Consider the following 23158-nt stretch of genomic DNA (forward strand, 5'->3'; position numbering starts at 1 on the left):
AAAAACGCACGGAGACAAGATGAATCACAACCCGCACCGCGCAGTCCTGCGCAAACTCACCCTGTGCCTGCTCGGCACCGCCTCGGTCTCGGCCCTCTCGCTCGGCCCGGCTTTTGCCCAGGAAGTGGCGGCCGCATCGACCACGGCCTCGGCCGGCGCCGAAACGGCCAATGCGCAAACCGTGGTCGTGACCGGCCTGCGCGCCTCGCTGGAAAGCGCGCTGAATGCGAAGCGCCAGGACAACGGCATCGTCGACGTCATCAAGTCGGAAGACATGGGCAAGTTCCCGGACACGAACCTGGCCGAGTCGCTGCAGCGCGTGCCGGGCGTCGTGATCGACCGCGACGCCGGCGAAGGCCGCAGCATCACCGTGCGCGGCCTGGGTCAGGACTTTACCCGCGTGCGGATCAATGGCATCGAGGGCCTGGCCACCACCGGCGGCACCGACAGCTCGGGCGGCACCAACCGCGGCCGAGGCTTCGACTTCAATGTGTTCGCGTCGGAGCTGTTCAGCGCACTGACGGTGCGCAAGAGCTCCTCGGCCGACGTCGACGAAGGCTCGCTCGGCGCTACCGTCGACCTGCAGACCCTGCGTCCATTCGACCTGCGCGGCTTCAACGCCACCGTCGCCTTGAAGGGCAAGTACAACGACGGCTCGGAGAAAACCGATCCGCGCGCTGCCTTCATGGTCTCGAACACCTTCTTCGACCGCAAGGTCGGCGTGCTGTTCTCGGGCGCCTATTCCAAACGCCGCGTGCTGGAAGACGGTTTCAGCACCGTGCGCTGGGATAACGGCCCGTCCTCGGGCGGCTGGTGCGCGCCGCAAGGCATGGCCGCCAATCCAAGCAACTCGACCGCGACCACCTGCGGCCCGGCCGCGCAAGGCGCCGAGCGCCTGCCCGGCACGCCGGAGAACATCGCCGCCTACAACGCGGCCAGCGACCCGAACAACTTCCATCCACGCCTGCCGCGCTATGGCCGCCTGACCCACGACCAGGATCGCCTCGGCCTGACCGGCTCGGTGCAATGGCGTCCGCAACGCGGCACCCTGCTGACCTTCGACATGCTGTATTCGAAGCTCGATGCGACCCGCCAGGAAGACTTCCTGCAGGCGACCTCGTTCAGCCGCAGCGCCAGCCAGGGCGGCAAGCCGCAGGTCGGCGTGCTCGAAGCGCAATACGCGCCGAACGGCTCGCTCCTGTACGGCCGCTACAACAACGTCGACATCCGCTCCGAACAGCGCTTCGATGAACTGAAGACCACCTTCACGCAGCCGACGCTGACCCTGGAACACAAGCTCTCCGACACCTGGAGCATGAGCGCCAAGTACGGCCGCGCCGAGTCGAAATTCCGCAATCCGATCCAGACCACGGTCACGCTCGACGCGCTGAACGTGGATGGCTACAGCATCGACTTCCGTGGCGACAGCCGCCGTCCACTGATCACGTACCCGTTCGACGTCAACGGCGGTCCGCTCGGCCTGATCGGTGTTCCGCAGGTCGCCAGCGGCACCCAGCCGACGACCGTGCCGAACACCACCACCAGCGAGATCCGCATCCGTCCGCAGGGCACCGACAACGTCAACAACGTCGCCCAGTTCGACCTGGCCTGGGAAGCGAGCGACAGCCTGACCTTTAAGGGCGGCGTCAACAGCAAGAAGTACACGTCGGAGACCTATGAGTTCCGCCGCGTGAACCAGAACGACACGATCTTCGCGCCACCGGCCGGCGCTACCGGCCTGACCTCGAACATGACCGGCTTCGGCAGCCAGCTCGGCATGCCGGCCGGGAACGCGACCGGCTGGGTAATGCCGAACCTGGCGGCCATCGCCGCCGCCTACGACATCTACTGCAACTGCATCAAGAGCGGTCCTGCCGGCGGCCCGGGCGACTTCACCCTGTCGTCGATCGAGAACGGCAATGCGCGTGGCAACAACCGCTCGGTGACCGAGAAGAGCGACGGCGTCTACCTGATGGGCGAGTTCCGCCACGACCTGTGGAATATTCCGGTGCGCGGCAACATCGGTGTGCGCTACGTGAAGACCGACCTCGAAACCATCGGCTATCAGGCGGCCGGCGGCGGCACCGCTGTGAAAGTGGAGCACGACTACACCGACACCCTGCCCTCGTTCAACCTGACCGCCAACGTGACCGACGAGTTCATCGTGCGCTTCGGCGCGGCCAAGGTGATGACCCGTCCGCAGCTGGGCTTCCTGTCGCCAGGCGGCAGCATCGCCACCACCGGCAACCTGTCGATCAACTCGGGCAACCCGTTCCTGAAGCCGTTCCGCGCCAAGACCTTCGACAGCAGCTTCGAGTACTACTTCGCCAACAAGGCCTTCGTCGGCCTGGGCCTGTTCCAGAAGAACATCGACACCTATATCCAGAGCCTGCGCACCAACGTGGCGTTCCGGGATTCGGGCCTGCCGATGTCGCTGCTGCCGGCCAACTTCACGGGTGAGGAAGTGTTCCAGCAAACGCTGCCGGTCAATACCGATGGCGGCAAGCTGAAGGGCTTCGAGCTGAGCTACCAGCAGCCGTTCACCTTCCTGCCGGGCTGGGGCAAGAACTTCGGCACCCTGCTGAACTACACCAAGGTGAGCTCGAAGATCGAATACCTGGTTTCGCCGACCGGCGGCGCCACCATCACCGACGACTTGCTGAACCTGTCGCCGAAATCGTGGAACGCCACCTTCTTCTATGACGACGGCAAGTTCAGCGCACGCGTCTCGGGCGCCAAGCGTTCGGGCTTCGTGACCCGCGTGCCGGGCCAGAACAACAACGATGTCGAGGGCAAGAACGAAACCTTCAACGTCGACCTGTCGCTGTCGTACAAGGTCAATGAAAACCTCGAGTTCACGCTCGAAGGCGTCAACCTGACCAACGAGGAAAACGACCAGTTCATCAGCCGCGCGCGTAACAGCGTCGTCGTGAACAACGTGACCGGGCGCGAGTATCTGTTCGGCTTGCGCTACAAGTTCTAAATTCAGTCTCTTGGTGGCTTTGGAGCCCGCGCTTGCGCGGGCTTTTTTTCATCATGCCCTTCGCTCATGCGCCGACAACGGCAAGCTTGCCGCTTTTGCCAGACTATATTCGGTCATGTAAGCTACAATCGAAGACCATTTCAGGCGAGCGCACGACGCAAGCGATCTATACAACCTGTCAGCGAAAGAGACATGAGCACCTCGAACGAGCAAGATAACAGCCTTCCCCTCGACATGACCATCTTCGGCGGCATGGGCGACCTCGCCATGCGCAAGCTGTTGCCCGCCCTGTACATGGCCTTCCTGCACGGTAACCTGCCGCCATCGACCCGCATCCTGTCGACCGGCCGCCAGGACTACGATCGCGCCGCCTATCTGGCCTTCGTCGAGGAACACTCACGCTCCTTCATCAGCGCCGCCAATTTCAACGAGAAAAGCTGGGCGGGCTTTCTCGACCTGCTGGTCTATGTACGCCTGGACGTCTCGAACGCCGAACTCTTCGACACCCTGCGCGACGCCTCGCGCGACGGCGCCCAGCGCGTGTTCTACCTCGCTACCGCGCCGTCGCTGTTCACCACCATCTGCGACAAGCTGGCCGCCACCGGCCTGGTCGACGCCAACGCGCGCGTGGTGCTCGAAAAACCGCTGGGCCGTGACCTGGCCTCGGCGGTCGAGATTAACGAGGCGGTCGGCAAGCACTTCGCCGAATCGCAGATCTACCGCATCGACCACTACCTGGGTAAAGAGACGGTGCAGAACCTGATGGTGCTGCGCTTCGGGAACTCGATCCTGGAACCGCTGTGGCGCGCGCCGAACATCGCGAGCGTGCAGATCACGGTCGCCGAAGAAGTCGGCGTGGGCAGCCGCGCGGGCTTCTACGACAGCGCCGGCGCGATGCGCGACATGGTGCAGAACCACCTGATGCAGCTGCTGTGCATCGTCGCCATGGAGCCGCCGACCTCGCTGTCGCCGGACGCGGTGCGCGACGAGAAGCTGAAAGTGATCCGCTCGCTGCGCCGCATGACGCTGGCCGACATCGCGCGCGACACGGTGCGCGGCCAGTACAGCCGCGGCGTGAGCGGCAACCAGGAGGTCAAGGGCTACCACGAAGAGAGCAACGTGCCGGCCGACAGCCACACCGAGACCTTCGTGGCCCTGCGCGCGCATATCGATACCTGGCGCTGGTCGAAGGTGCCGTTCTATCTGCGCACCGGCAAGCGCATGGCCCGCCGCTCGTCCAAGATCGTGATCGAGTTCGCCAATCCGCCATTCCCGCTGTTCCCGGAAACCCCGGGCGGCGTCGCCAACCGCCTGGTGATCGAACTGCAGCCCGAAGAAGCAATCAAGCTGCAGCTTTTCGCCAAGCAGCCCGGCAGCGGCATGCTGATGCAGCAGGTCGCGCTCAACCTCGACCTGCAGTCGGCCTTCCAGCAGCGCCGCGCCGAAGCCTACGAGCGCCTGCTGATCGACGTGGTGCGCGGCCGTCTGACCCACTTCATGCGCCGCGACGAACTGGAAGCGGCCTGGGAATGGGTCGAGCCGATCATCAACGGCTGGGAAACCCTGAACGAGAAGCCGCATCCGTATGCGGCCGGGTCGTGGGGTCCGGCGGAGTCGTTTGCGCTGCTGGCGCGCGACGGCTTCGGCTGGGTCGAGTAAGCCTGTTTCGACCGGGCGGCTAGTCCGCCCGCTTTTCTTCCAGATTGGCGCGCACCCGCGCCAGCAGCACCATCAGCTGGGACTGTTCATCGTCGGACAGTCCGGCGAGCGCCGCTTCCCTCAATACGCCGCTCTGTCGGTGCAGTCCCGCGAACACTTCCTGTCCAGCTGCGCTCAGCGTCAGCCGCGTGCTGCGCCGGTCCTGCTCGTCGGCAGTCGCCTCCAGCAACTGCGCTTCGCGCAGCGCCCGGATCAGGCGCGCCACCTGGGCCTTGTCCCTTCCCGAATGCGCCACCAGATCGCTCTGTGTGGCGCCGGGATGGCGGGCAAAATACCCGAGCGCCTTCATCTCCATATGCGCGAGCTCGTGCGGGCCGCCGCGCAGGCCGCGCAGCTGCCGCGAACGGAACAGATGCACGATCGCATGCATCGTCTCCAGGGGATCGTCCGCACGGTTACCGTGGATTTGGTTGACTCTATCAACTTCTTTTTGCATAATGGTGGATACTATCAACTAATTCTGGAGTGTAGCATGTCTGAATCCCACATTCCCGCCATCGAGCGCGTCCGTCACGACCTCAAGATGCGCGAGGTCGAGGTTGCGCGCATCGAGCAGCTCAGCCTCGGCTTTGCCAGCATCACCTTCAAGGGCGCCGCACTCTCGGATTTCACGTCGCTGTCCTTCGACGACCACGTCAAGTTCATGTTCGACGACACGGACGGCCAGCAGGTTCGGCGCGACTATACGCCACGCCGCTTCGACCGCCAAGCCTGCGAAGTCGACCTGGAATTCGCCCTGCACGGCCATGGCGGCGCGGCCGAGTGGGCGCGCAATGCCACGGTCGGCTCGAAAGCCGTTATCGGCGGGCCGCGCGGCTCGATGATCCTGCCTTTGGTGATGGACTGGCACCTGCTGGTCGGTGACGCCAGCGCGCTGCCGGCCGTCACGCGGCGCCTGGAAGAACTGCCGTCCGCGGCCCGGGTCCAGGCCGTGCTGCTGGTCGACGCGGCCGACCGCCGCGAGTTCGCCACCCAGGCCAATGCCGACGTCCATTGGGCCACGTCAAACAAGGAATTGCTGCAGGCGCTGAAGGACCTGCCACTACCAGGCGGCGCCGGCCTGGCGTGGGGCGGCGGCGAAGCCGCGCTGATGGCCCAGGTGCGCAAGCTATTGATCGACAAGGGCCTGGCGCGCCAGGCCGCACGGATCTCGGCCTACTGGAAGCAGGGCGTGGCCGATCACCACGAGCATCTGGATTGAAGCTCGGCTAGACCACCGGCGTCGGCAACGGCTCGCTATCGAAGTGGGCCAGCAGATTGGCTACCGCGAGCTGGCCCATCGCGCGTCGCGCTTCCACGGTGAAGCTGCCGACGTGGGGCGTGAGCACCACGTTATCGAGCGCGAACAGCGCCGGCGGCACGTTCGGCTCATCTTCGAACACGTCCAGCCCGGCGGCGCCCAGCCGGCCGTCCTGCAGGGCCGCGACCAGCGCCGCCTCGTCCACCACCGAACCGCGCGCGATGTTGACCAGCGTGCCTTCCGGTCCCAGCGCCTCGATCACGTCCAGCCCGATCATGTGCCGGGTGTCGGGGCCGCCCGGCATGCACAGCACCAGCATATCGCTTTCCCCGGCCAGCGCCAGCAGCGAGCTGCTGCGTTTTTCCGGCGCCGGCCCCGGGCTGCGCTGGTGGTAACGGATCTCCATCCCGAAGCCCTGCAAACGCTGCGCCACCGCCTGGCCGATGCGGCCGAAGCCGACGATGCCCGCCACCTTCCCCTTCAGGCTGCGCGCCTGCGTCAGGGGGCCCTTGGCCGGCCACGCGCCGGCGCGCACGTAGCGGTCCAGCAGCGGCAGGCGGCGCACGGCCGACAGCAGCAGCGTGACGGCGAAATCGGCCACGTCGTCGGTCAGCACATCGGGCGTGTTGGTGACGTGGATGCCCTTGTCCGCCAGCAGCGCCAACGGCACCGCATCGACGCCGACGCCGTGCACCGACACGATCTCCAGCGCCGGCAGGCCGGCCACCAGCTCCGGCGTCACGCCAAGCGTGCCGGTGGTGAGGACGGCGTGGATACCGCCCGCGATCGCGTCGAAGGCCGGCTCGCCGGCTACCGGAATCGCCGGCACGAAATGGCACTGGAATGCCTGCTCCACCTGTGCGCGCACCTCTGGCGACCACACGCTGCCCAACACGAGAATCTCTGGCTTCATCGGTAAATACCCTGCCTTGTCGCTTAATATGGATGAGTCGAGTATGCCAGAGGAGCAGCTCATGCTCCAGTTGCCGCCGCCTTTCGCCCCGGCAATATCTATCCGTACAGAGTTTTACCTAGCGCAAACAGGCTTGCGATTCGAATCGTGCGCAGTTGGAGCCCGGCGGTAGTTGGCGTAGAGTCGCGGGATCGCCAATTCGACGGGATCGCCATCCATGTACGCCAGCAACTGGAACAAGCTCGGGGCCTTCGGAGACCTCGGAACGCAAGCCCTCAAGCAAATGGACCGCAGCCGCCAGGCGCGCGGCAAGATGCTGGATCGCGCCGGCTACGGGCCGCAGCAGACCCCGTCGACCGTGATCCTCGAACAGCCTGGCCTCAAATTGCACCGCTACCAGGACGCCCCCGGCGGTGGCCCGGCGGTGCTGCTGGTGCCGGCGCCGATCAAACGCGCCTATATCTGGGACCTGGCGCCCGACATCAGCGTGGTGCAGCGCTGGAGCGAGCGCGGCTACCGGGTCTACCTGGCCGAATGGCTGCCGATGCCCGACGGCGACGGCGACGTAGGCCTGGACGACTATGGCGACCGCATGCTGTCGGCCTGCCAGCAGGCGATCATGGAGGACAGCGGGCAAGAGCAGTTGACGATCGTCGGCCACTCGCTGGGCGGCATCCTGGCCGCGATCTACAGCTGCACCCATGCCGAGCGCGTAGCCGCGACAGTCCTGCTCGAGTCGCCGCTGCACTTCGAACAGGCCAGCTGCTGCTTCTCGCCGCTGGTCAACGCCACCCCGCATGCACGCGGCATCGCCGACGCCTTCCGCCACGTGCCGGGCGTCTACCTGAACATGATGAGCGCCATGGCCGAACCGCAGGCCTTCCAGTGGGAGCGCATCGCCGACCGCTGGCTGTCGCTGCTCGACCCGAAGGCGCTGGCCACCCATATGCGGGTCGAGCGCTGGACCCATGACGAATTCGCGCTGCCTGGCCGGTTGTTCACCGACATCGTCGAGTCGCTGTACCGCAACGACGAGTTCATGCAGGGCCGGCTCGACATCGGTGGCCGCACGATCGGCCCGCGCGACCTGCGCGCGCCGCTGCTGTGCGTGGTCGACTTCCGCAGCAAGGTGATTCCGCCCGAAGCCGTGCTGCCCTTCCACGAAGCAGCCAGCAGTAAACGCAAGCGCGTGCTCGAATACCAGGGCGACGTCGGCGTCAACCTGCAGCACGTCGGCGTCTTGGTCGGCCGCAGTGCCCACGCTGCCATCTGGCCGGCCATCTTTGAGTGGCTCGGCTCGCCCGCGCTGGCGAATGCATCGAATGAGGGAGGCAAGCGGACACAGCCGGCCATGACGGCCAACGCAGGGACCGACACCAGGCCATCCCCGGCGGCGGACTAGTAATCGGGCACGGGCACGGGCACGGGCGCGGCGCCCTGCCGCGCCATGCTTTGCACATGTCGCAGCCCCTGCGAACCAAACTGTATTTATCTTTATAGCAATTCAATCGCGCGCCATCTGCTCTGCAGGCTGGATAACATCCAGTACCGAAAAGCGGGTGAGCGGTAGTGTATTCATAGGCTCCCCATGTGCAACCAAGCGCCACCCGGCCATCAGCCGGCGCCGCGCCCAACCGATCACGACATGGATGCCATAGAAGCGGAACGCACTGTCTCAGCCCCTCACGACACCCGACCTCGACCCACCATCGGCCTGCGCGAAGCGGTGGCCGTCATCGTCGGCGTCGTGATCGGCGCCGGCATCTTCAAGGCCCCTTCCCTGGTCGCCAGCATGAGCGGCGGCGCCACGGCCATGTTCACCCTGTGGATCATGGGCGGCGTCGTCTCGCTCATTGGCGCCCTGTGCTACGCCGAACTGACCACCTCGTATCCGCATGCCGGCGGCGACTACCATTACCTGCACCGTGCCTATGGCCGCTCGGTCGCCTTCCTGTTCGGCTGGGCGCGCTTCTCGGTGATCACCACCGGCTCGATCGCGCTGCTCGGCTTCGTCTTCGGCGACTACATGCAGCAGGCGATTCCGTTGACCATGCTGCCGGCCGGCTGGGGCAGCACAACGTACGCCGTCGCCGTGATCGCCGGCCTGTCGGCGCTCAACCTGCGCGGCATTCGCACCGGGACCGGCACCCAGACCTTCCTGACAGTCGCGGAAATCCTCGGTCTGCTGCTCATCGTCGGCGCCGCCGCGCTGTTCACCGATCAGGCGCCCGCACCAGCCGCCGCGGCGACCGCCGCCACCGGGGCATCCGGCGCGACCACCGCCGCCCTCGGGATGGCGATGGTCTTCGTCCTCCTCACCTACGGCGGCTGGAACGAAGCCGCCTACATCAGCGCCGAGATGCGCGGCGGTCCGCGCGACATGGTCAAGGCGCTGACCATGGGCATCGTCATCATCACCGTGCTCTACCTGATGGTGACCTGGGCTTACTGGAAGGTGCTCGGCATGGACGGCATGGCCGCCTCCGAGGCGGTCGCGGCCGACGTCATGAAGGCTGCCTTCGGTCCGGCCGGCGAAAAAATCATCTCGGTGCTGGTGGCGATCTCGGCCCTCACCTCGATCAACGCCACCATGATCGTCGGCGCCCGCACCAGCTACGCCATGGGCCTCGATTGGAAGAAACTGGGCCGCCTGGCCGAGTGGGACAGCGAGCGCGGCACCCCGACGGTCGCCATGACGGTGCAATGCGTGGCGGCCCTGGCGCTGGTCGCGACCGGCGCAGCGCTGGGCGGTGGTTTCAAGTCCATGGTTGAATTCACGGCGCCCGTGTTCTGGCTGTTCTTCCTGCTCACCGGTATCTCGCTGTTCGTGCTGCGCTGGCGCGAGCCAAACGTGCCACGGCCGTTCAAGGTGCCGCTCTATCCGGTGCTGCCGCTGCTGTTCTGCGCCAGCTGCGCCTATATGTTGTGGTCGAGCCTGTCGTACGTGTACAGCCAGCAGCTCGGCGGCCTGAACGCCGCCTGGATCGGCGTCGCCGTGCTGGCGATCGGCGTCGTGCTGTTGCTGCTGCTACGTTCGAAAACTGACCAATAAATGCCGTCCGTTTTATCCCCCCAAGTCCAAACCTGACCAAGGAGCTGTGCTGATGAACCCGCAACCTCGCCGCCGTACCCTGCTGCTGTCCACCGCCGCCGCCACCGGCCTGATGATGTTCCCGTTCGGCCGCGCGCTGGCGCAGGCAACTGCCGCCACCGCCGCCACGCCGCGCCTCGACGTGCCTTACGTGCCGACCCCGCAAGAGGTGGTCGACAAGATGCTCGACCTGGCCAAGGTCGGCAAGAACGACACCCTGTTCGACCTGGGTTGCGGCGATGGCCGCATCGTCGTGACCGCCGCCAAGGAACGTGGCGCGCGCGGCACCGGTATCGATATCGATCCGACCCGCATTGCGGAAGCCAAGGAAAACGCCAAGAAGGCCGGCGTTTCCGACCGTGCCCAGTTCCGTGTCGGCGATCTGTTCAAGACCGATTTCTCGACGGCCACCGTGGTGACCCTGTATCTGCTGCCGACGATTAATGCCAAGCTGCGTCCGCAACTTTGGAAGCAACTGAAGGTGGGCACGCGCGTGGTGTCGCATGCCTTCGATATGGGGTCGGAATGGCCGGCGGAGAAGACCGTCGAGGTGGATGGCCGGACGATTTATTACTGGACCATTACTGAAGCGAATAAGAAGGAAGTGGCTTGATTTAACAGCAGACACGAGCCCCGAGTGGGGCTCGAGCCGCAAGGCAACTCATGCTGTGATCAGAGCAGATTGTCTCCATGCTTGGTCAAATTGACGGTTCCAGTCCTCGATCTTAGATTCCTTTCCTCCTCGACGGCCTCGCGGAATTCGACTCCAGCCGCTGCTGCAGCTCCAGGATAAACGGCAACTCGATCGCCGATCTCGTCGCCAACGATGGCATACGGATCGTCAACTTCTATCGGGCAGTCCTTCTCGACATCATCTGGCCACACAGGAATTTTACTGGTCCGCATTGCGAAGATGCGAAACAGGCTGGTTAATGCACACAACGGCCAAGCCACTAGGTATATCACAAGGGGGACCGACGCGAAATTTGCAAACACTCGCTCTGTGCCAACACGGATGCTCTCTCTCCTTCCATCCAGAGGCATGCAGAATTGAACCTGGCTTGCAACTGCTTCTGGCCCATCCTCCATGTAACGCCTGATGAATTCCCAATGTGATCGAATGAAGTCGTACTCAGATGGACCGCTTGCGCCTGGGTCGATGTCGTTCGAATTCAGAGGTCCTGTGTAACTTAGAGCGAACGTCCTTTTTATAGTCGAAGTATTCGGCTCAAGAATATGCCCGCGGACCTCCCATTCATGCAACCCCTTCATATGGCCGAGGGTGAAATAGATCTCATCCCAAGGCGTGGTACTCACGGTCCCGTCCGTATGGAAAACGTGAACGACTCGTTTCTTACGATTGAATCTCATCGGGTAATGCGTGAAAGTGAAGCAATCCCTTAGCAATATCCAGATTCCAGCAAGAAATGTAGAGGCTGCAATCGGGGCTACCATTAATATTATTTCGACATCATAAGGCAGAAGCGGCCACCCACCGGATTTTGAGAACGCTATGGAAATCATCGATCCCATCATCCACACCGGAATCGCAGTTGCGGGAATCAAAAATAGCAAAAGACTGCCGCGCCAACCATACCATTTATCAACAGACTCAAGGAATGTTGAGTTCATTTTAATCACACAAAGCTGAAAACGGGGTTCGACATTCAGCCTTTGTTTTTGCGCCAACCGGTGTCTAACCTCCCTTTCACTCAAAGACCGATTGACTTCATACTTGGGAAACAATCCGAAATAATTCATGAATAAACCCCCTTGAATGCTTGAGTAAACTGCTCTTGCTCAATTTTTATATTCGAATATCGCTGATCAGGCAGGACTCCCCACGGACATCGCTCAAGCCAATCTTGCAATGAATCATCTTTAAAAAATTCAATCAATATTCCAATAGCCACCAGTAAGACTGCGAGCGCAAGCGTTATCGGAAACGCCGCTCCGAAAAGAACTGCTACCGTCATGCTTAAACCTAAGCCCGCCGATATCGCATAAGCAACAGCGAGCAGGCCAGAGCCGTTCTCGCTAATCACCTGTCCAATCTTAACTACATCTAATACCGCGAAGATAAGGCCTGCCGCCAAACCGGCACCTTTTCCAATAAACATCAGCGCCCTAGCCGTTAGTGACGCAAACTTTTGCCCAAAGCAAAGCCCCTGACGTGCACGCGATTCCAGTGCGTTACTTATCACTTCAGATGTAGTCCCCACTAAGCCGCCAATTGCTGCCATCCGCCGCAAACGGGCGTCTAGCCTTTCATTGGAAAGGCTCGTTTCCTCATCCTCATACAGCTTTGTCAAACAAACAGTCTGCAGGATTGCTGTCACAACTCCCCATCGAACTTTTTGATTAATTATCGATCGCCAGCGTTCTAAGCGAAGTGATTCCAATTGCTCCACCGATCGCAAACTAGATTTCAGCTGTGCTTCTTGTGCAACTCGACTCATACCGCCGGGCAGGTTCTCGATAGAGGCGCTATCGGCGCTAACCACCCAACGCAATTTTCTGCATCCTTCAACCCTCATGCCACGTATTCGCAGGCGCTCCAACTCGAGGCTTACTGCCACGCGCAGTTGGTTCTCGCTGATCACCGCACCACTCGTCCTTATCATCTGCTTTGCGAGATACCTCACAAACTGCGAACGTTTTCCACGGACTTCGAATACGGTGACGGCATCCCCAGAGATGAACCCCAACATCATCAAGGCCTTATGAAAGCCGGGTCGGCCATCCACGACTTTACCCAGGATCCGGGCCACTGGGCCAGATATTTGCGCAATATACAGTGCAAGCCCATTTTTGGAATTATCATCCAGCGCTTCCATTGCAGCCTTGTAAACTTCGAACAGACTGTCCCACGGTATTTGCCGACTATCGAGAGCGATTTTTGAAGACTCCTCTATCGACTCAGCAACTGCAGACTGGTTAAGGATAGACGCCCTCAAAAGAACATTCTTTCTATCTTGAAAATTGCCCTGAAGGAGTTCTACATATAATTTATTGCAGCAGGCTTTATCCTGTGTTCCGGCAAGACAGCTGGTCACCACATTGGTATAAGCCACTCCACACAGAGCATTGGACGGATCATAATTAAATTCAAAATAATCCGTGAATGTCGCGCTCTTGAACCACTCCACATGGCGTAGAGCCAATGGCGCAATGGATTGCTGATCGAATGCCTTGAGCTTCGCATCGAATTGCACCCGCCATCTCTGACGAGCGGTGTCATCGAACTTCCTGTCGTATTTCGACCATGCGGACGCTGTAGCTCGGTCAAGCTCATCAGCCGTGACCTCTCGCACCTTCGAGGTCTTGTTACGTGTTGACTCCGACAGAACATGTCCTAGGGAAGCGCTGATCTATTCGCCGGCAACCGCTCCGGCGACGCTGCCCGTCTGAGATAATTTCGCCTCACCCAACACCGCCCTGTCGATCATGCAGAAGAGCTTCTCCGACCTCGAGTACGCTAACAAAAAGAAGCTGACGCGGCGCGACCGCTTTCTTGCGGAGATCGACAGTGCTACGCCATGGGGCAAGCTGCATCAAGAAATCGAACCCTTTTATCCGAAGGTCAAAGGCGCTGGCCGTCCGCCGATTGGTCTGGCGCGCATGCTGCGCATGTACGTGGCCCAACAGTGCTTTGGCTTGTCGGACGAAGGCATTGAGGACGCGATCTATGACAGCCAGGCGATTCGTGGTTTCGTCGGCGTTGACCTCAACCGCGAATCCGCACCCGACGCGACGACATTGCTGAAGTTCAGGCATCTGCTTGAAGCCAATGGACTGACAAAGAAGATCTTCGACACGATCAACGCTCATCTCGCCGAGAAGGGTTTGATGATGCGCGAGGGGACCATCGTCGATGCCACTTTGATCGCGGCGCCACCGTCCACGAAGAACAAGGACGGCGAGCGCGATCCGGAAATGCACCAGTCGAAGAAGGGTAACGACTGGCACTTTGGGATGAAAGCCCATGTGGGCGTGGATGCTGCATCCGGTCTCGTGCATACCGTCATCGGCACGGCTGGCAACGTCTCCGACGTTACGCAAGCCGGTGCGCTGTTGCACGGCGACGAGTCTGCGGCGCTCGGCGATGCAGGCTACCAGGGTGTTGAAAAACGCTCGGAGAATCAAGGCAAGTCGGTCACCTGGCACATCGCCATGAAGCGATCCAAACGCAAGGCGCTGCCGAAGAACAAGGTCGGTCGCATGCTCGAAAAACTTGAGCATCTCAAAGCCAGTGTGCGTGCGAAAGTCGAGCATCCGTTCCACGTCATCAAGAACCTGTTTCGTCATCGGAAGACGCGCTATCGCGGCTTGGCCAAAAACACTGCTCAGCTGTTCACGCTGTTCGGCTTCGCCAATCTGGTGCTGGCCGGTCGGCGATTTGCGATCACTGAATCCCGACGTGCGTCCTGAGCGCCGGAAAGTCTAAAGAAACCGACCAATCCGCTGAAAAACCGCCGTCCCGAGCAAGAAAAATACGCATCTCAAAATGTCGGGGCGGTCTTGCCGCCAAAAACTGGGGCCGCGCTGAAAATCGTCAATTGATCAGCGCTTCCCTAGTGGGTTTATCGCTTCCATTTTCGACGCCGCCATCCGTGCAGCCTCGATCTCTTCCGTTTCAGCCCTGCCAATGATCGAACTTTTAATCTGATCGATTCCCGCACTTGCAGCAAGATTCCTCTGATCTGTAGGATTTTTCACTAGGAACGACTCAAGCAGATGGGTCATCAGGAAGGCAAGCTCCTGTACTATTCCGGCTGGGTCAGGCACCGTGACAATCAATCCTCTTCCTGCCTGTATGCCCTCGAACTCCTTCACCAGCTTCTCGCCGCCGCCGAAGCACGCACAATATCGGAATGGACTGGCATCGATCAGCGGCTTGATACGAGGCGACGGCAGCGAATACTCCGCCACGACCGCATCCACCTTCCGGATCGGATCGTGCGGCCCGCTCTTCCCCGCCATGACGCTGCGGACATCTACTTCCACCATATGACGCCTGCGAACCTCCCGGTCCTCGTTAGCCTTGCGCACCTTTTCGGTCCACAGAGTGTCGCTGAACCCGATCCATACCGAGGTCGCATTGCGTGGATCGGAAATCGTGATACAGCCAGCAGCTTCGCGATGGCCATCGATCGTGCAATAAAAAGGTCCAGTTGGAGTGAGCAGCGGCGAGAGAATCGACGTCAGCGAAAGCTTGTAGAAAAGCGCCTCGGGTGTCACGAAGTAGCAATCCCACCTCCGCCTGGCTTCGTCATATACGTTGACGTAGCCACTGCGCAGCAACCGCTTGGTATAGTAGGCAGTCGTGGATGGCAATGCTATCGACGGGCCTTTTGCAGCCGGAACCCCTGAGCCCGAAGGCGCCACTGCATCACGCACGAGCAATAGAGGCAATCCCCGCTTGTCGCAGAACTCGCATTTCTTTGGCACTTGCATGACAGTCTCCGGTTTGTACCTACTTATCGCTCCGCAGAGCGCGCCAGACATCGGGGTCGATCAGTGCGAAATGGTCTGACAGATAGGAATCGTGGCAGCTTGACGCATGCCGCCTTATGGCGGCAGCGACGCAGGGCTCATCATCGAAACTGGCGCGGCAAACGAGGGCCCGAAACGCGAACTCGGTGAGATCCTCGGCCTCCCGCAGTCCATATCGCGACACCGCACGATCCAGCGCCTCCTCGGCTGCCTCGCTACACATATCCACCTGTGCGGCATCCCCTGTACCCGCACGTTGAAGTGCACGATTCACGACCCCTATTCGCCCGATGCGTGCCCAATCCCTGTGCGCGGGGCCTTCGTTTGCACGGTTCGAGCCAGGCTGCTGGGCTCTCGATCTGATCTCACGCTCCACCCATTCACCACCGATCCGATAGGCGATGGCCTCGACGCGCCCGAACAAGTCGCGACACTGTGCAGGAGAAAGGATGCGAAACAGCTGATGTAATACCCGGGGGTCATGCACACGTAGCCAGACAAGACCTCCGCCATAAGGGCGCGCGAGCTGCACGGCATTCCATCGACGCTCGACTTCGGCCATGCCTATCGTCGCCTTCAGCATCACTGCCACAAGCGGCGTTCTCATTTCGGGAGCAGCGGCATCGTTACCAGCAATGAGCGTTTCCAGCTCTGATTCGCTTGCAGACCTCAGGTCGACCAGGGCAGGCATCAGGTGCGCGCTGCCTGCCAATCTTCGCGGCACCAGCGGCGCGACACGCACTCCCTTCGGGACAAGTGCGAGCATCGCGGCATCGACCACGCCGTATGCATGGCCCCTGACAAACTCATTCATATGCGTCGCCATGGCGTCTTCCAAGTCAAGAGACCGGCGCGATGCCGTCCCCCGCAGAAGCCGCGCCCGCCGCGCGCATCTCACATAGCTTCAGATCCCCAGGCTGCGGCAACCTCACTTCGGAGGATGCTTTCTGCGGCCCGCCAAGTTCCTTCTTGCCGGCCTTGAATTCGACCTTGCCAGGAGCATGCACCTCGATATTGCCTCCTTCCAGGCGGATGCAAGCCCCCTGGGCAGTCAATAGCACGTGCTTCTTCGGTGCGCGCACCGTCACCGACTTGGTGATACTGGCCACCGTGACAGATTTGTCGGCAACGAACCGGCTCGCTCCGGATTGGCTTTGCACGTTCAGGCGACCACTAGCCGCATGAAACTTCATCCCCGTTTCCTGAAGCGGTCGCGCCTTGTCGTCCGCCTTGCCATAACTGAACAGGCTGATACCCGCAGCAGCCATGACCGATATATCTTCCTGCGCGACGATCCCGACGTCTCCCCCCGCCGTCAACGCCCCCGTCTGTTCCGCTGCGAAGATGACATTCGCTGGTGTGACCGCGGCGATGCCTGCCGGACTCCAGAGCTGCAAGAGGGCTTCACCATAGGCGGTCGCGCGACTCGGATCTCCGGCGGCGGAACCGGATCTCCCAGCCGCAGTCGCAGCCAGAGCCTTGGAAGTCTCCCGCATCGCCGCCAGCGCCGGTAACGCATCCTGCGACGGTTCGCCAGAAAGCACCGCCTGGTGGTCACGGGCACGCTTGGCCAAATCTTGCTGCAGCTGACAACACTGCTCGACCTGCCCGCTTGCAGCCGAACTCAATTGATCGCGTGCGCCGTCCTGCATTCCGGCAGCCAGCAGCAGGCCGTCTCCGGCCCTTAATGCGGCAGCATGCGCGGTTTTGAGCTCGGCGCCGGCGCCAACCGTTTCCAGTCGCTGGTTGTCGGCTCGGTGCCGCAAGTGGCCAAGATTGAGCTCCGCCATGCCGTCATGCGCGCGCTGATGCCGCTGCAGGCCGAGACCGGACTGGCCCGGGCTGTCGTCGAACACCAGCTGGCTGTAGGCATCCGTGCCAAGCTGGCTGCCGCGCATCGCTTGCGACTTAAATCCTGACAATACCGCTGGATGCGCATGTCCGCCTTCCTCGCCAGCGAACCATGGCGCCGCGTTTCCGGTCGCAGCACCGCCTCCGCAATGCACCTGGTTGAGCTGGGCATCCTTCTGTCCGCTGCCGTTGTACAGGCTCGCAATGGCCACCGGCCGGTCGATATCCCCATCCAGGAAATCGATCAGGACCTCTTGCCCGACCCTTGGAACGAAGCTGGCTCCCCAGTTGCCGCCAGCTACCGGGGCCACCATCCTTACCCAGGTGCCCGCCATGTCGTTACCCGGCGCTCCCGTGTGCCCGTCGGGCGAGGGGTGCTCCAGGCGGCTGTGGCTGGCCATCCCGCGTTGCCAGTGAAACTGCACCTTGATGCGATGATCCCGATCGGTATGTACTACCGAACCCGGCGGGCCGACCACGATGGCCGTCTGCTGTCCCTGGACTGTTGGTCGTGGATGAAGCAGCTGGCCAAAACCATTCTTGTCACTCGTTCGATATGGAATGCTGGCCAGGATCGCTTCGACGCAATTGCGATACAGTGGGCGCTCGACTTTCTGGGTGCCCGCGGCTTGCAGATCGCGGTCGGCGAGCAGCGCGCAGGCCGTAGGTCCGGCGCCGAGCAGGTCGGTGATCTCGCCAAGGAGCTCCGCCGGCAGGTTATTGTGCATCAGGTGAACAACACGGGTTGCAAGAAAGGTGCGCGCTTCATCGCCCTTCTCGCGATCGAATATCGCATGGCCGCGCAAGGTGAATGTCGTACCTGCCATCAGGGTGCGCACCGTGCCGGCGCAAACATGCACGACACGACGCGCCTGCAAGGCCTGCAACTGGACCTCGGCCAGGTGATTGCCTTGGGCGCGGCTCGAATACGCATATACCCCAGGCATATCGCGACTGCGAAGCGGCGGCCCTTCCACATTCCATTCGTCGGCGTTCACCGGCCGCGTCCGCGCCGCTCGATAGTCCCAGGTATCCAGGTCGATTGCATTGGTATGTATTTTCGCCTCGGTACGCCAACGATCGATGCTATCGGCCTTCATTACCGCGCTAGGCCGTGTAAATTCCACGACGGCTTGCCTGTTGCGCCGGAATACGCCATTGTGGTCGCCGATGACCAACGTGTGCATTCCGTACGACTGGCTGCCAGGATTGCCTTCGTGCTCGAAGTAGTAGAACAGCCCCTCCTCGAGCATGAGACGCTCGACGAAGGCCAGGTCGCTCTCCTGATACTGAGTAGTCAGGCTTCGTTTCGGGCAGGCGCCGCGCTCGATTACCTCGATTCTCCACGCAGGATCCAGTCGCCCCTTGCCCTGATATCCGCGGAATACGGTCTCGAGAATCTCGATGACGTCCATGTCCTGGAACACCCTGCTGTCGCGTCCAACTCCCATGAACGCGGTCCATGGCTCAACCGTCAACAGGTACCGCGCAAATCCTCCATCCGATCCCGCCAACTCGGCCGCCGTCACGTACCCATGAAAAGCGCGATGGCTGAAGCGTGATTCAGCGGTGAGCAATTGCAGCAGCGCTGGCTGTCCGAGCAGACTACGCAGTGATAACTGGGAGTCCGTCGACAGCGCATCGATCCTGAAGCGGAATCCGGCGCTGATCGCTTCCTCACCGCGCACGCATTCGGCCAGCAGTCCAGGGCCGGTAGGCGTGTGCAGCGCGAGCAGGCGGGTGTCTTGCGTGAAGCGAACGAGCGAGGCGAGCGCGACTTCCGCTGGTTTCAGCATGTGTCCTCCGTGCAGCGCCCACCGACCGCGGACAATTTCCGATGTCTACATGTGGCGCGGGAAACATCGGGGATTACACGCGACATGCGAGTGGATGCTCTTGAGAAAACTCAGGCAATCACGGACAAGCTTTTTCACTCACACAACGGAAGTACCAAGCACTATCCAGCTTCGTGGATAATCATCGCCTATGCACAATCCGAGAATTCATCCTTACCCATGAACCAGCTCCTGGCCATGCGCGCCTTCGTGCGCGTGATCGACACCGGCTCATTCAGCCGCGCCTCGGACCAGCTGAGCCTGCCTCGCTCCACGGTCAGCAAGCTGATCGGCGATCTCGAGGTCCACCTCGGCAACAAATTGATGCACCGGACGACGCGCACGGTGGCGGCGACGGCTGAAGGCGCCGAGTACTACCAGCAAGCCACCCGCCTGCTCATCGAACTGGACGCGATGGACCACGCCATGCGCGGCCAGAAGCGCAAGCCGCGCGGCCATCTCCGGATCGATGCCCCGGCCTCGTTCGCGACTTCGCTCCTGATTCCTGCACTGCCCGCTTTTCACCGCGAATACCCGGACATCACCCTGGCGCTCGGCATCAGCGACCGCCCCGCGAATATCGTCGGCGAAGGCGTCGATTGCGTGATCCGCGCCGGCGAAGTGCATGAAATGTCGATGGTCGGCCGCAAGCTGCTCGACCTGCGCTACGGCACCTTCGCGTCGCCCGCCTATCTCGAACGGGCGGGAACACCACGCATACCCGCCGACCTCGAGCAGCACGTGCGCCTGGGATATTTTTTTGCAGCCACGACAAAGCCGAATCCGCTGGTCTTTGAGCGCGACGACGAGCGGTTGGAGATCGAGGCCAGCGAATTGTCCACCAACGACGGCAACGGCCTGCTGGCATTGCTGCGGGCCGGCATGGGCATCGGCCAGCATTTCACGCGGATGGTGCAGCCTGCGATCGACGCCGGCGAGCTGCTGCCGATCCTGCAGGAGTGGAACCGTCCCGCCATGCCCTTCCACATCCTGTACCCGCCGAACCGCCACCAGAACACCCGGCTCACGGTGTTCGTCGACTGGCTGATCGACACTTTCCGCGACTAGCGCAGCCCCAGCGCCAGGATGACTAGTCGATGATCGCGGTCACCCGGATCTCGATCCGCATGCCCGGAGCGCCAAGCTCCGCCACACCCAGCTCGGTCCAGATCGGCGCCCGGTTCGGCATGTACTGGCGGAACAGCCTCGCCATCGTCTCGTTGGTCTCGGGAGGAAAACCACCCACGTGATAGGAGTTCACGTGGATCACGTGCTCCCAAGTCGCTCCGGCCGCCGCTAACACGCATTCGACATTCTTGAAAGCCAGTTCGATCTCATCCTCGAGCCGTTCCGGAAACTGCAGCTCGTCGGTCCAGCCACCCTGCCCCGAGATCTCTACGCGGTTGCCGACCTTTACTGCCTGCGAATAGCCTAACTTTTTATAAAACATCTCGCCGTAACCCGGGGTCACGAAGAATTCTGGTTTGTCCATGTTCCTGTCCTTTCAGTTCCTGAAGTGACGCCAGCTTAGCCGCTTCGCGCCTCCAGATACAGACCGGTTCGCTGCCAACACCATCCATCCAGCTGCACAATCCTACCTAATTAGGCCCATGCAGCTGTCATACATTGACATAAATAGATGAGAATCGTTATCATTCGTAGTCGCATTCATTTGTCATAGGTAGACATGTGCTCTTCGAGCGCTGGTCCGCCACCCACTCATCGTTAAAAACAGGAAAAAAGATGGAAAAGCAGGTCAGCGCCAACGGAAGCCGTAAATTGAAGACCCTGACGGTCTGTGTGGGCCTCGCGCTCCCGTTCATCGCTCAAGCGCAGTCCACCGAGAGCAACACCGCCGCCGGCACCACCTCGATGCCGCAAGTGCAGGTCCAGGCCCAGAAACTGGCCGACGACGTCGGCTCGTACACCATCGGCCGCACCCGCACCGCGACCCCGCTCGACATGTCGCTGCGCGACACCCCGCAATCGGTCTCGGTCATCACCCAGCAGCGTATCGAAGACCAGGGTCTGCTCACCATCACCGACGTGGTCAACAACGTCACCGGCGTCTCGGTCAACCAGTACGAGACCCACCGCGGCAGCTTCACGGCGCGCGGCTTCGAAGTCACCAATCTGCAGATCGACAACATCCCGACCACCTGGGACGCCGCCTGGAGCGCCGGCGAGGTGCTGGGCAGCCTGGCCCTGTACGACCGCGTCGAAGTGGTGCGCGGCGCAACCGGCCTGATGACCGGCGCCGGCACCCCATCGGCCGCGCTGAACCTGGTGCGCAAGCGCGCCTTCAGCAAGAAGCTGGCCGGTCGCATCGAAGCCACCGTCGGCCGCTGGGACAAGCGCCACATCATGGCCGACGTCTCGACCCCGCTGAACGAATCGGGCAGCGTGCGCGGCCGCTTCGTCGGCGAGTACGGCGAAGGCGACAGCTGGGTCAAGCACCTGGAAAACAAGGACCGCACGTTCTACGGCACGATCGAAGCCGACATCGGCCGCGACGGCACCTTCTCGGCTGGCTTCAGCCGCCAGAAGATGAGCCCGCGCGGCCCGATGTGGGGCGGCCTGCCATACCGCTACACCGATGGCTCGGTCATCCCTGAAGACCGCTCCCTGACCACCGGCACTCCATGGGCCGGCTACGACAACCAGTACGACAACTTCTTTGCCGACTACGAGCACCGCTTCGACAACGGCTGGAACGTGCGCTTCACCTATACCGACGCCACCCGCGACGGCGATTCGCGCCTGCTGTACCTGTCGGGCGTGCCGGATCGCGTGACCGGCGCCGGCATCGGCACCTTCGCCGGTTCCTACGTCATCCAGACCAAGCAGAAGGACTTCGGCATCCACGCCAGCGGCCCATTCTCGGCCTTCGGCCGCGAGCACCAGGCAGCCATCGGCTACCTGCATGCCAAGACCGACTTCATTTCGAACAACCGCCTCGCGCAATTCCCTGGCCTGCCCGAAGGCGTGGCGCCACCGGTCGACAACTTCAACAACTGGAACCCGGCCGCCTACCCGGTCCCGACCTGGGGCGCGCAAGCGCGTTATCAGGACAGCGAAACCACCCAGCAAGGCCTGTACGGTATGGCGCGCTTCTCGCTCACCGACCGCCTCAAGGCAATCGTCGGCGCGCGCGTGACCAAGTACGAGAAGGAAGGCGGCGGCGCGTGGGAAGCTCCGTACGAGATCAAGCACTCGAACGAGATCACGCCGTACGCCGGCCTGGTGTTCGACCTGAACGACACCTATTCGCTGTACGCCAGCCACACCAGCATCTTCCAACCGCAGAACCTGCGCGACCTGTCGAACAACCTGCTCGACCCGATCGAGGGCAAGGCAAGCGAGGCCGGCATCAAGGGCGAGTTCTTCGACCGCCGCGTGAATGCGTCGCTGGCCGTGTTCCACCTGAAGCAGGACAAGCTGGGCCAGGCCGCCGGCCGTATCGATCGTGACGGCCCAACCGGTCCGCTGCTCGAAGAGACCTACTACCGCGCTGCGGACGGCGCCACCAGCAAGGGCATCGAACTGGACGTCTCGGGCGAGATCATCTCCGGCCTGAACGCCAGCATCGGCTACGCGATCTTCCGCGCCAAGGATGAAACGGGCACCGACTTCAACTCGATCTTCCCACGCAAGACCCTGCGTGCCTTCGCTTCCTACCGCCTGCCAGGCGCATGGAGCAAGCTCACCATCGGCGGCGGCGTCAACTGGGAAGGCAGCACCTATACGATCGACGGCACCGTGGCCCCTGGCATCGACGGCCGCATCGAACAGGATTCGTTCGCTCTGGTCAACCTGATGGCGCGCTACGACTTCACCAAGCAGCTGTCGGCCCAGCTGAACGTGAGCAACGCGACCGACGAGACCCACTTCGCGATGTTCTCGGCCTTCAACCAGCTCACCTATGGTGCGCCGCGCAACACCTCGCTGACCCTGCGTTACCGCTTCTGATGTCCTGAAGCGCTGACCCGGACGGGGCGCCGCAGCGATGCGGCGCCCCGTTTGCTTTGGG

At 62.0% G+C, this 23158-nt stretch carries 17 protein-coding genes; 9 read left to right on the plus strand and 8 right to left on the minus strand.

Annotation, left to right across the window (positions count from 1 at the left end; genetic code table 11):
* Positions 1-19 precede the first annotated feature (19 nt).
* Both FVD38_RS14985 and zwf read left to right on the plus strand, forming a co-directional pair.
* Positions 20-2983 (plus strand): TonB-dependent receptor, encoded by a 2964-nt coding sequence (locus FVD38_RS14985; protein ID WP_147935548.1) that lies wholly within the window; start codon positions 20-22, stop codon positions 2981-2983.
* Positions 2984-3175: 192 nt separating this feature from the next.
* The gene (gene zwf / locus FVD38_RS14990; protein ID WP_147935549.1) at positions 3176-4642 is read left to right on the plus strand and encodes a glucose-6-phosphate dehydrogenase; all 1467 of its coding nucleotides are present in this window, start codon (positions 3176-3178) and stop codon (positions 4640-4642) included.
* A 19-nt stretch (positions 4643-4661) separates the two neighbouring features.
* Here the strand turns inward: zwf and FVD38_RS14995 are convergent, their stop codons facing one another.
* A complete protein-coding gene (locus tag FVD38_RS14995; RefSeq protein WP_147935550.1) occupies positions 4662-5138 on the minus strand; it encodes a MarR family winged helix-turn-helix transcriptional regulator in 477 nt (158 codons plus the stop codon).
* A 36-nt stretch (positions 5139-5174) separates the two neighbouring features.
* Here FVD38_RS14995 and FVD38_RS15000 point away from each other — a divergent pair, with 36 nt between their 5' ends.
* Complete coding sequence (locus tag FVD38_RS15000) at positions 5175-5903, plus strand: siderophore-interacting protein (RefSeq protein WP_147935551.1); 729 nt, start codon at positions 5175-5177, stop codon at positions 5901-5903.
* A gap of 7 nt (positions 5904-5910) precedes the next feature.
* Here FVD38_RS15000 and FVD38_RS15005 read toward each other — a convergent pair whose 3' ends face one another.
* Positions 5911-6855, minus strand: coding sequence for a 2-hydroxyacid dehydrogenase (locus FVD38_RS15005; RefSeq protein WP_147935552.1), 945 nt, complete (start codon positions 6853-6855; stop codon positions 5911-5913).
* A 217-nt stretch (positions 6856-7072) separates the two neighbouring features.
* Between FVD38_RS15005 and FVD38_RS15010 the strand changes: the two genes are divergently transcribed.
* From FVD38_RS15010 to FVD38_RS15020, 3 genes are all read left to right on the plus strand, one after another.
* The gene (locus tag FVD38_RS15010) at positions 7073-8257 is read left to right on the plus strand and encodes an alpha/beta fold hydrolase (protein WP_147935553.1); all 1185 of its coding nucleotides are present in this window, start codon (positions 7073-7075) and stop codon (positions 8255-8257) included.
* 243 nt (positions 8258-8500) lie between these two features.
* On the plus strand, positions 8501-9907 hold the full coding sequence (locus FVD38_RS15015) for an APC family permease (protein WP_229493690.1): 1407 nt from the start codon (positions 8501-8503) through the stop codon (positions 9905-9907).
* Between the two features lie 52 nt (positions 9908-9959).
* Entirely contained in the window at positions 9960-10559 is a 600-nt protein-coding gene (locus tag FVD38_RS15020; RefSeq protein ID WP_123068228.1) for a class I SAM-dependent methyltransferase, read from the plus strand.
* A 59-nt stretch (positions 10560-10618) separates the two neighbouring features.
* Here the strand turns inward: FVD38_RS15020 and FVD38_RS15025 are convergent, their stop codons facing one another.
* The gene (locus tag FVD38_RS15025) at positions 10619-11707 is read right to left on the minus strand and encodes a DUF6708 domain-containing protein (protein WP_147935555.1); all 1089 of its coding nucleotides are present in this window, start codon (positions 11705-11707) and stop codon (positions 10619-10621) included.
* A complete protein-coding gene (locus FVD38_RS15030; RefSeq protein WP_308616878.1) occupies positions 11704-13317 on the minus strand; it encodes a T6SS effector BTH_I2691 family protein in 1614 nt (537 codons plus the stop codon). Before FVD38_RS15030 ends, FVD38_RS15025 begins: the two co-directional genes overlap by 4 nt.
* A 76-nt stretch (positions 13318-13393) precedes the next feature.
* Between FVD38_RS15030 and FVD38_RS15035 the strand changes: the two genes are divergently transcribed.
* On the plus strand, positions 13394-14377 hold the full coding sequence (locus FVD38_RS15035; protein ID WP_187271604.1) for an IS5 family transposase: 984 nt from the start codon (positions 13394-13396) through the stop codon (positions 14375-14377).
* A gap of 132 nt (positions 14378-14509) precedes the next feature.
* Here the strand turns inward: FVD38_RS15035 and FVD38_RS15040 are convergent, their stop codons facing one another.
* From FVD38_RS15040 to FVD38_RS15050, 3 genes are read right to left on the minus strand one after another with little or no spacing between them, the layout of a single operon-like run.
* On the minus strand, positions 14510-15403 hold the full coding sequence (locus FVD38_RS15040) for a T6SS effector BTH_I2691 family protein (protein ID WP_147935558.1): 894 nt from the start codon (positions 15401-15403) through the stop codon (positions 14510-14512).
* A gap of 19 nt (positions 15404-15422) precedes the next feature.
* Complete coding sequence (locus tag FVD38_RS15045) at positions 15423-16268, minus strand: DUF4123 domain-containing protein (RefSeq protein ID WP_147935559.1); 846 nt, start codon at positions 16266-16268, stop codon at positions 15423-15425.
* A 13-nt stretch (positions 16269-16281) separates the two neighbouring features.
* Positions 16282-19089: a type VI secretion system Vgr family protein gene (locus tag FVD38_RS15050; protein WP_147935560.1), complete on the minus strand. Its 2808-nt coding sequence runs from the start codon at positions 19087-19089 to the stop codon at positions 16282-16284.
* Between the two features lie 219 nt (positions 19090-19308).
* On the opposite strand from FVD38_RS15050, the gene FVD38_RS15055 reads away from it, so the two are divergent.
* On the plus strand, positions 19309-20196 hold the full coding sequence (locus FVD38_RS15055; protein ID WP_147935561.1) for a LysR family transcriptional regulator: 888 nt from the start codon (positions 19309-19311) through the stop codon (positions 20194-20196).
* Positions 20197-20218: 22 nt separating this feature from the next.
* Here FVD38_RS15055 and FVD38_RS15060 read toward each other — a convergent pair whose 3' ends face one another.
* Positions 20219-20620, minus strand: a complete 402-nt coding sequence (locus FVD38_RS15060; protein ID WP_147935562.1) for a RidA family protein — start codon at positions 20618-20620, stop codon at positions 20219-20221.
* Positions 20621-20871: 251 nt separating this feature from the next.
* On the opposite strand from FVD38_RS15060, the gene FVD38_RS15065 reads away from it, so the two are divergent.
* Positions 20872-23097, plus strand: coding sequence for a TonB-dependent siderophore receptor (locus FVD38_RS15065; protein ID WP_147935563.1), 2226 nt, complete (start codon positions 20872-20874; stop codon positions 23095-23097).
* Positions 23098-23158 lie beyond the last annotated feature (61 nt).

The sequence above is a fragment of the Massilia arenae genome, from assembly GCF_008014745.1.
Classification (GTDB): domain Bacteria; phylum Pseudomonadota; class Gammaproteobacteria; order Burkholderiales; family Burkholderiaceae_D; genus Telluria; species Telluria arenae.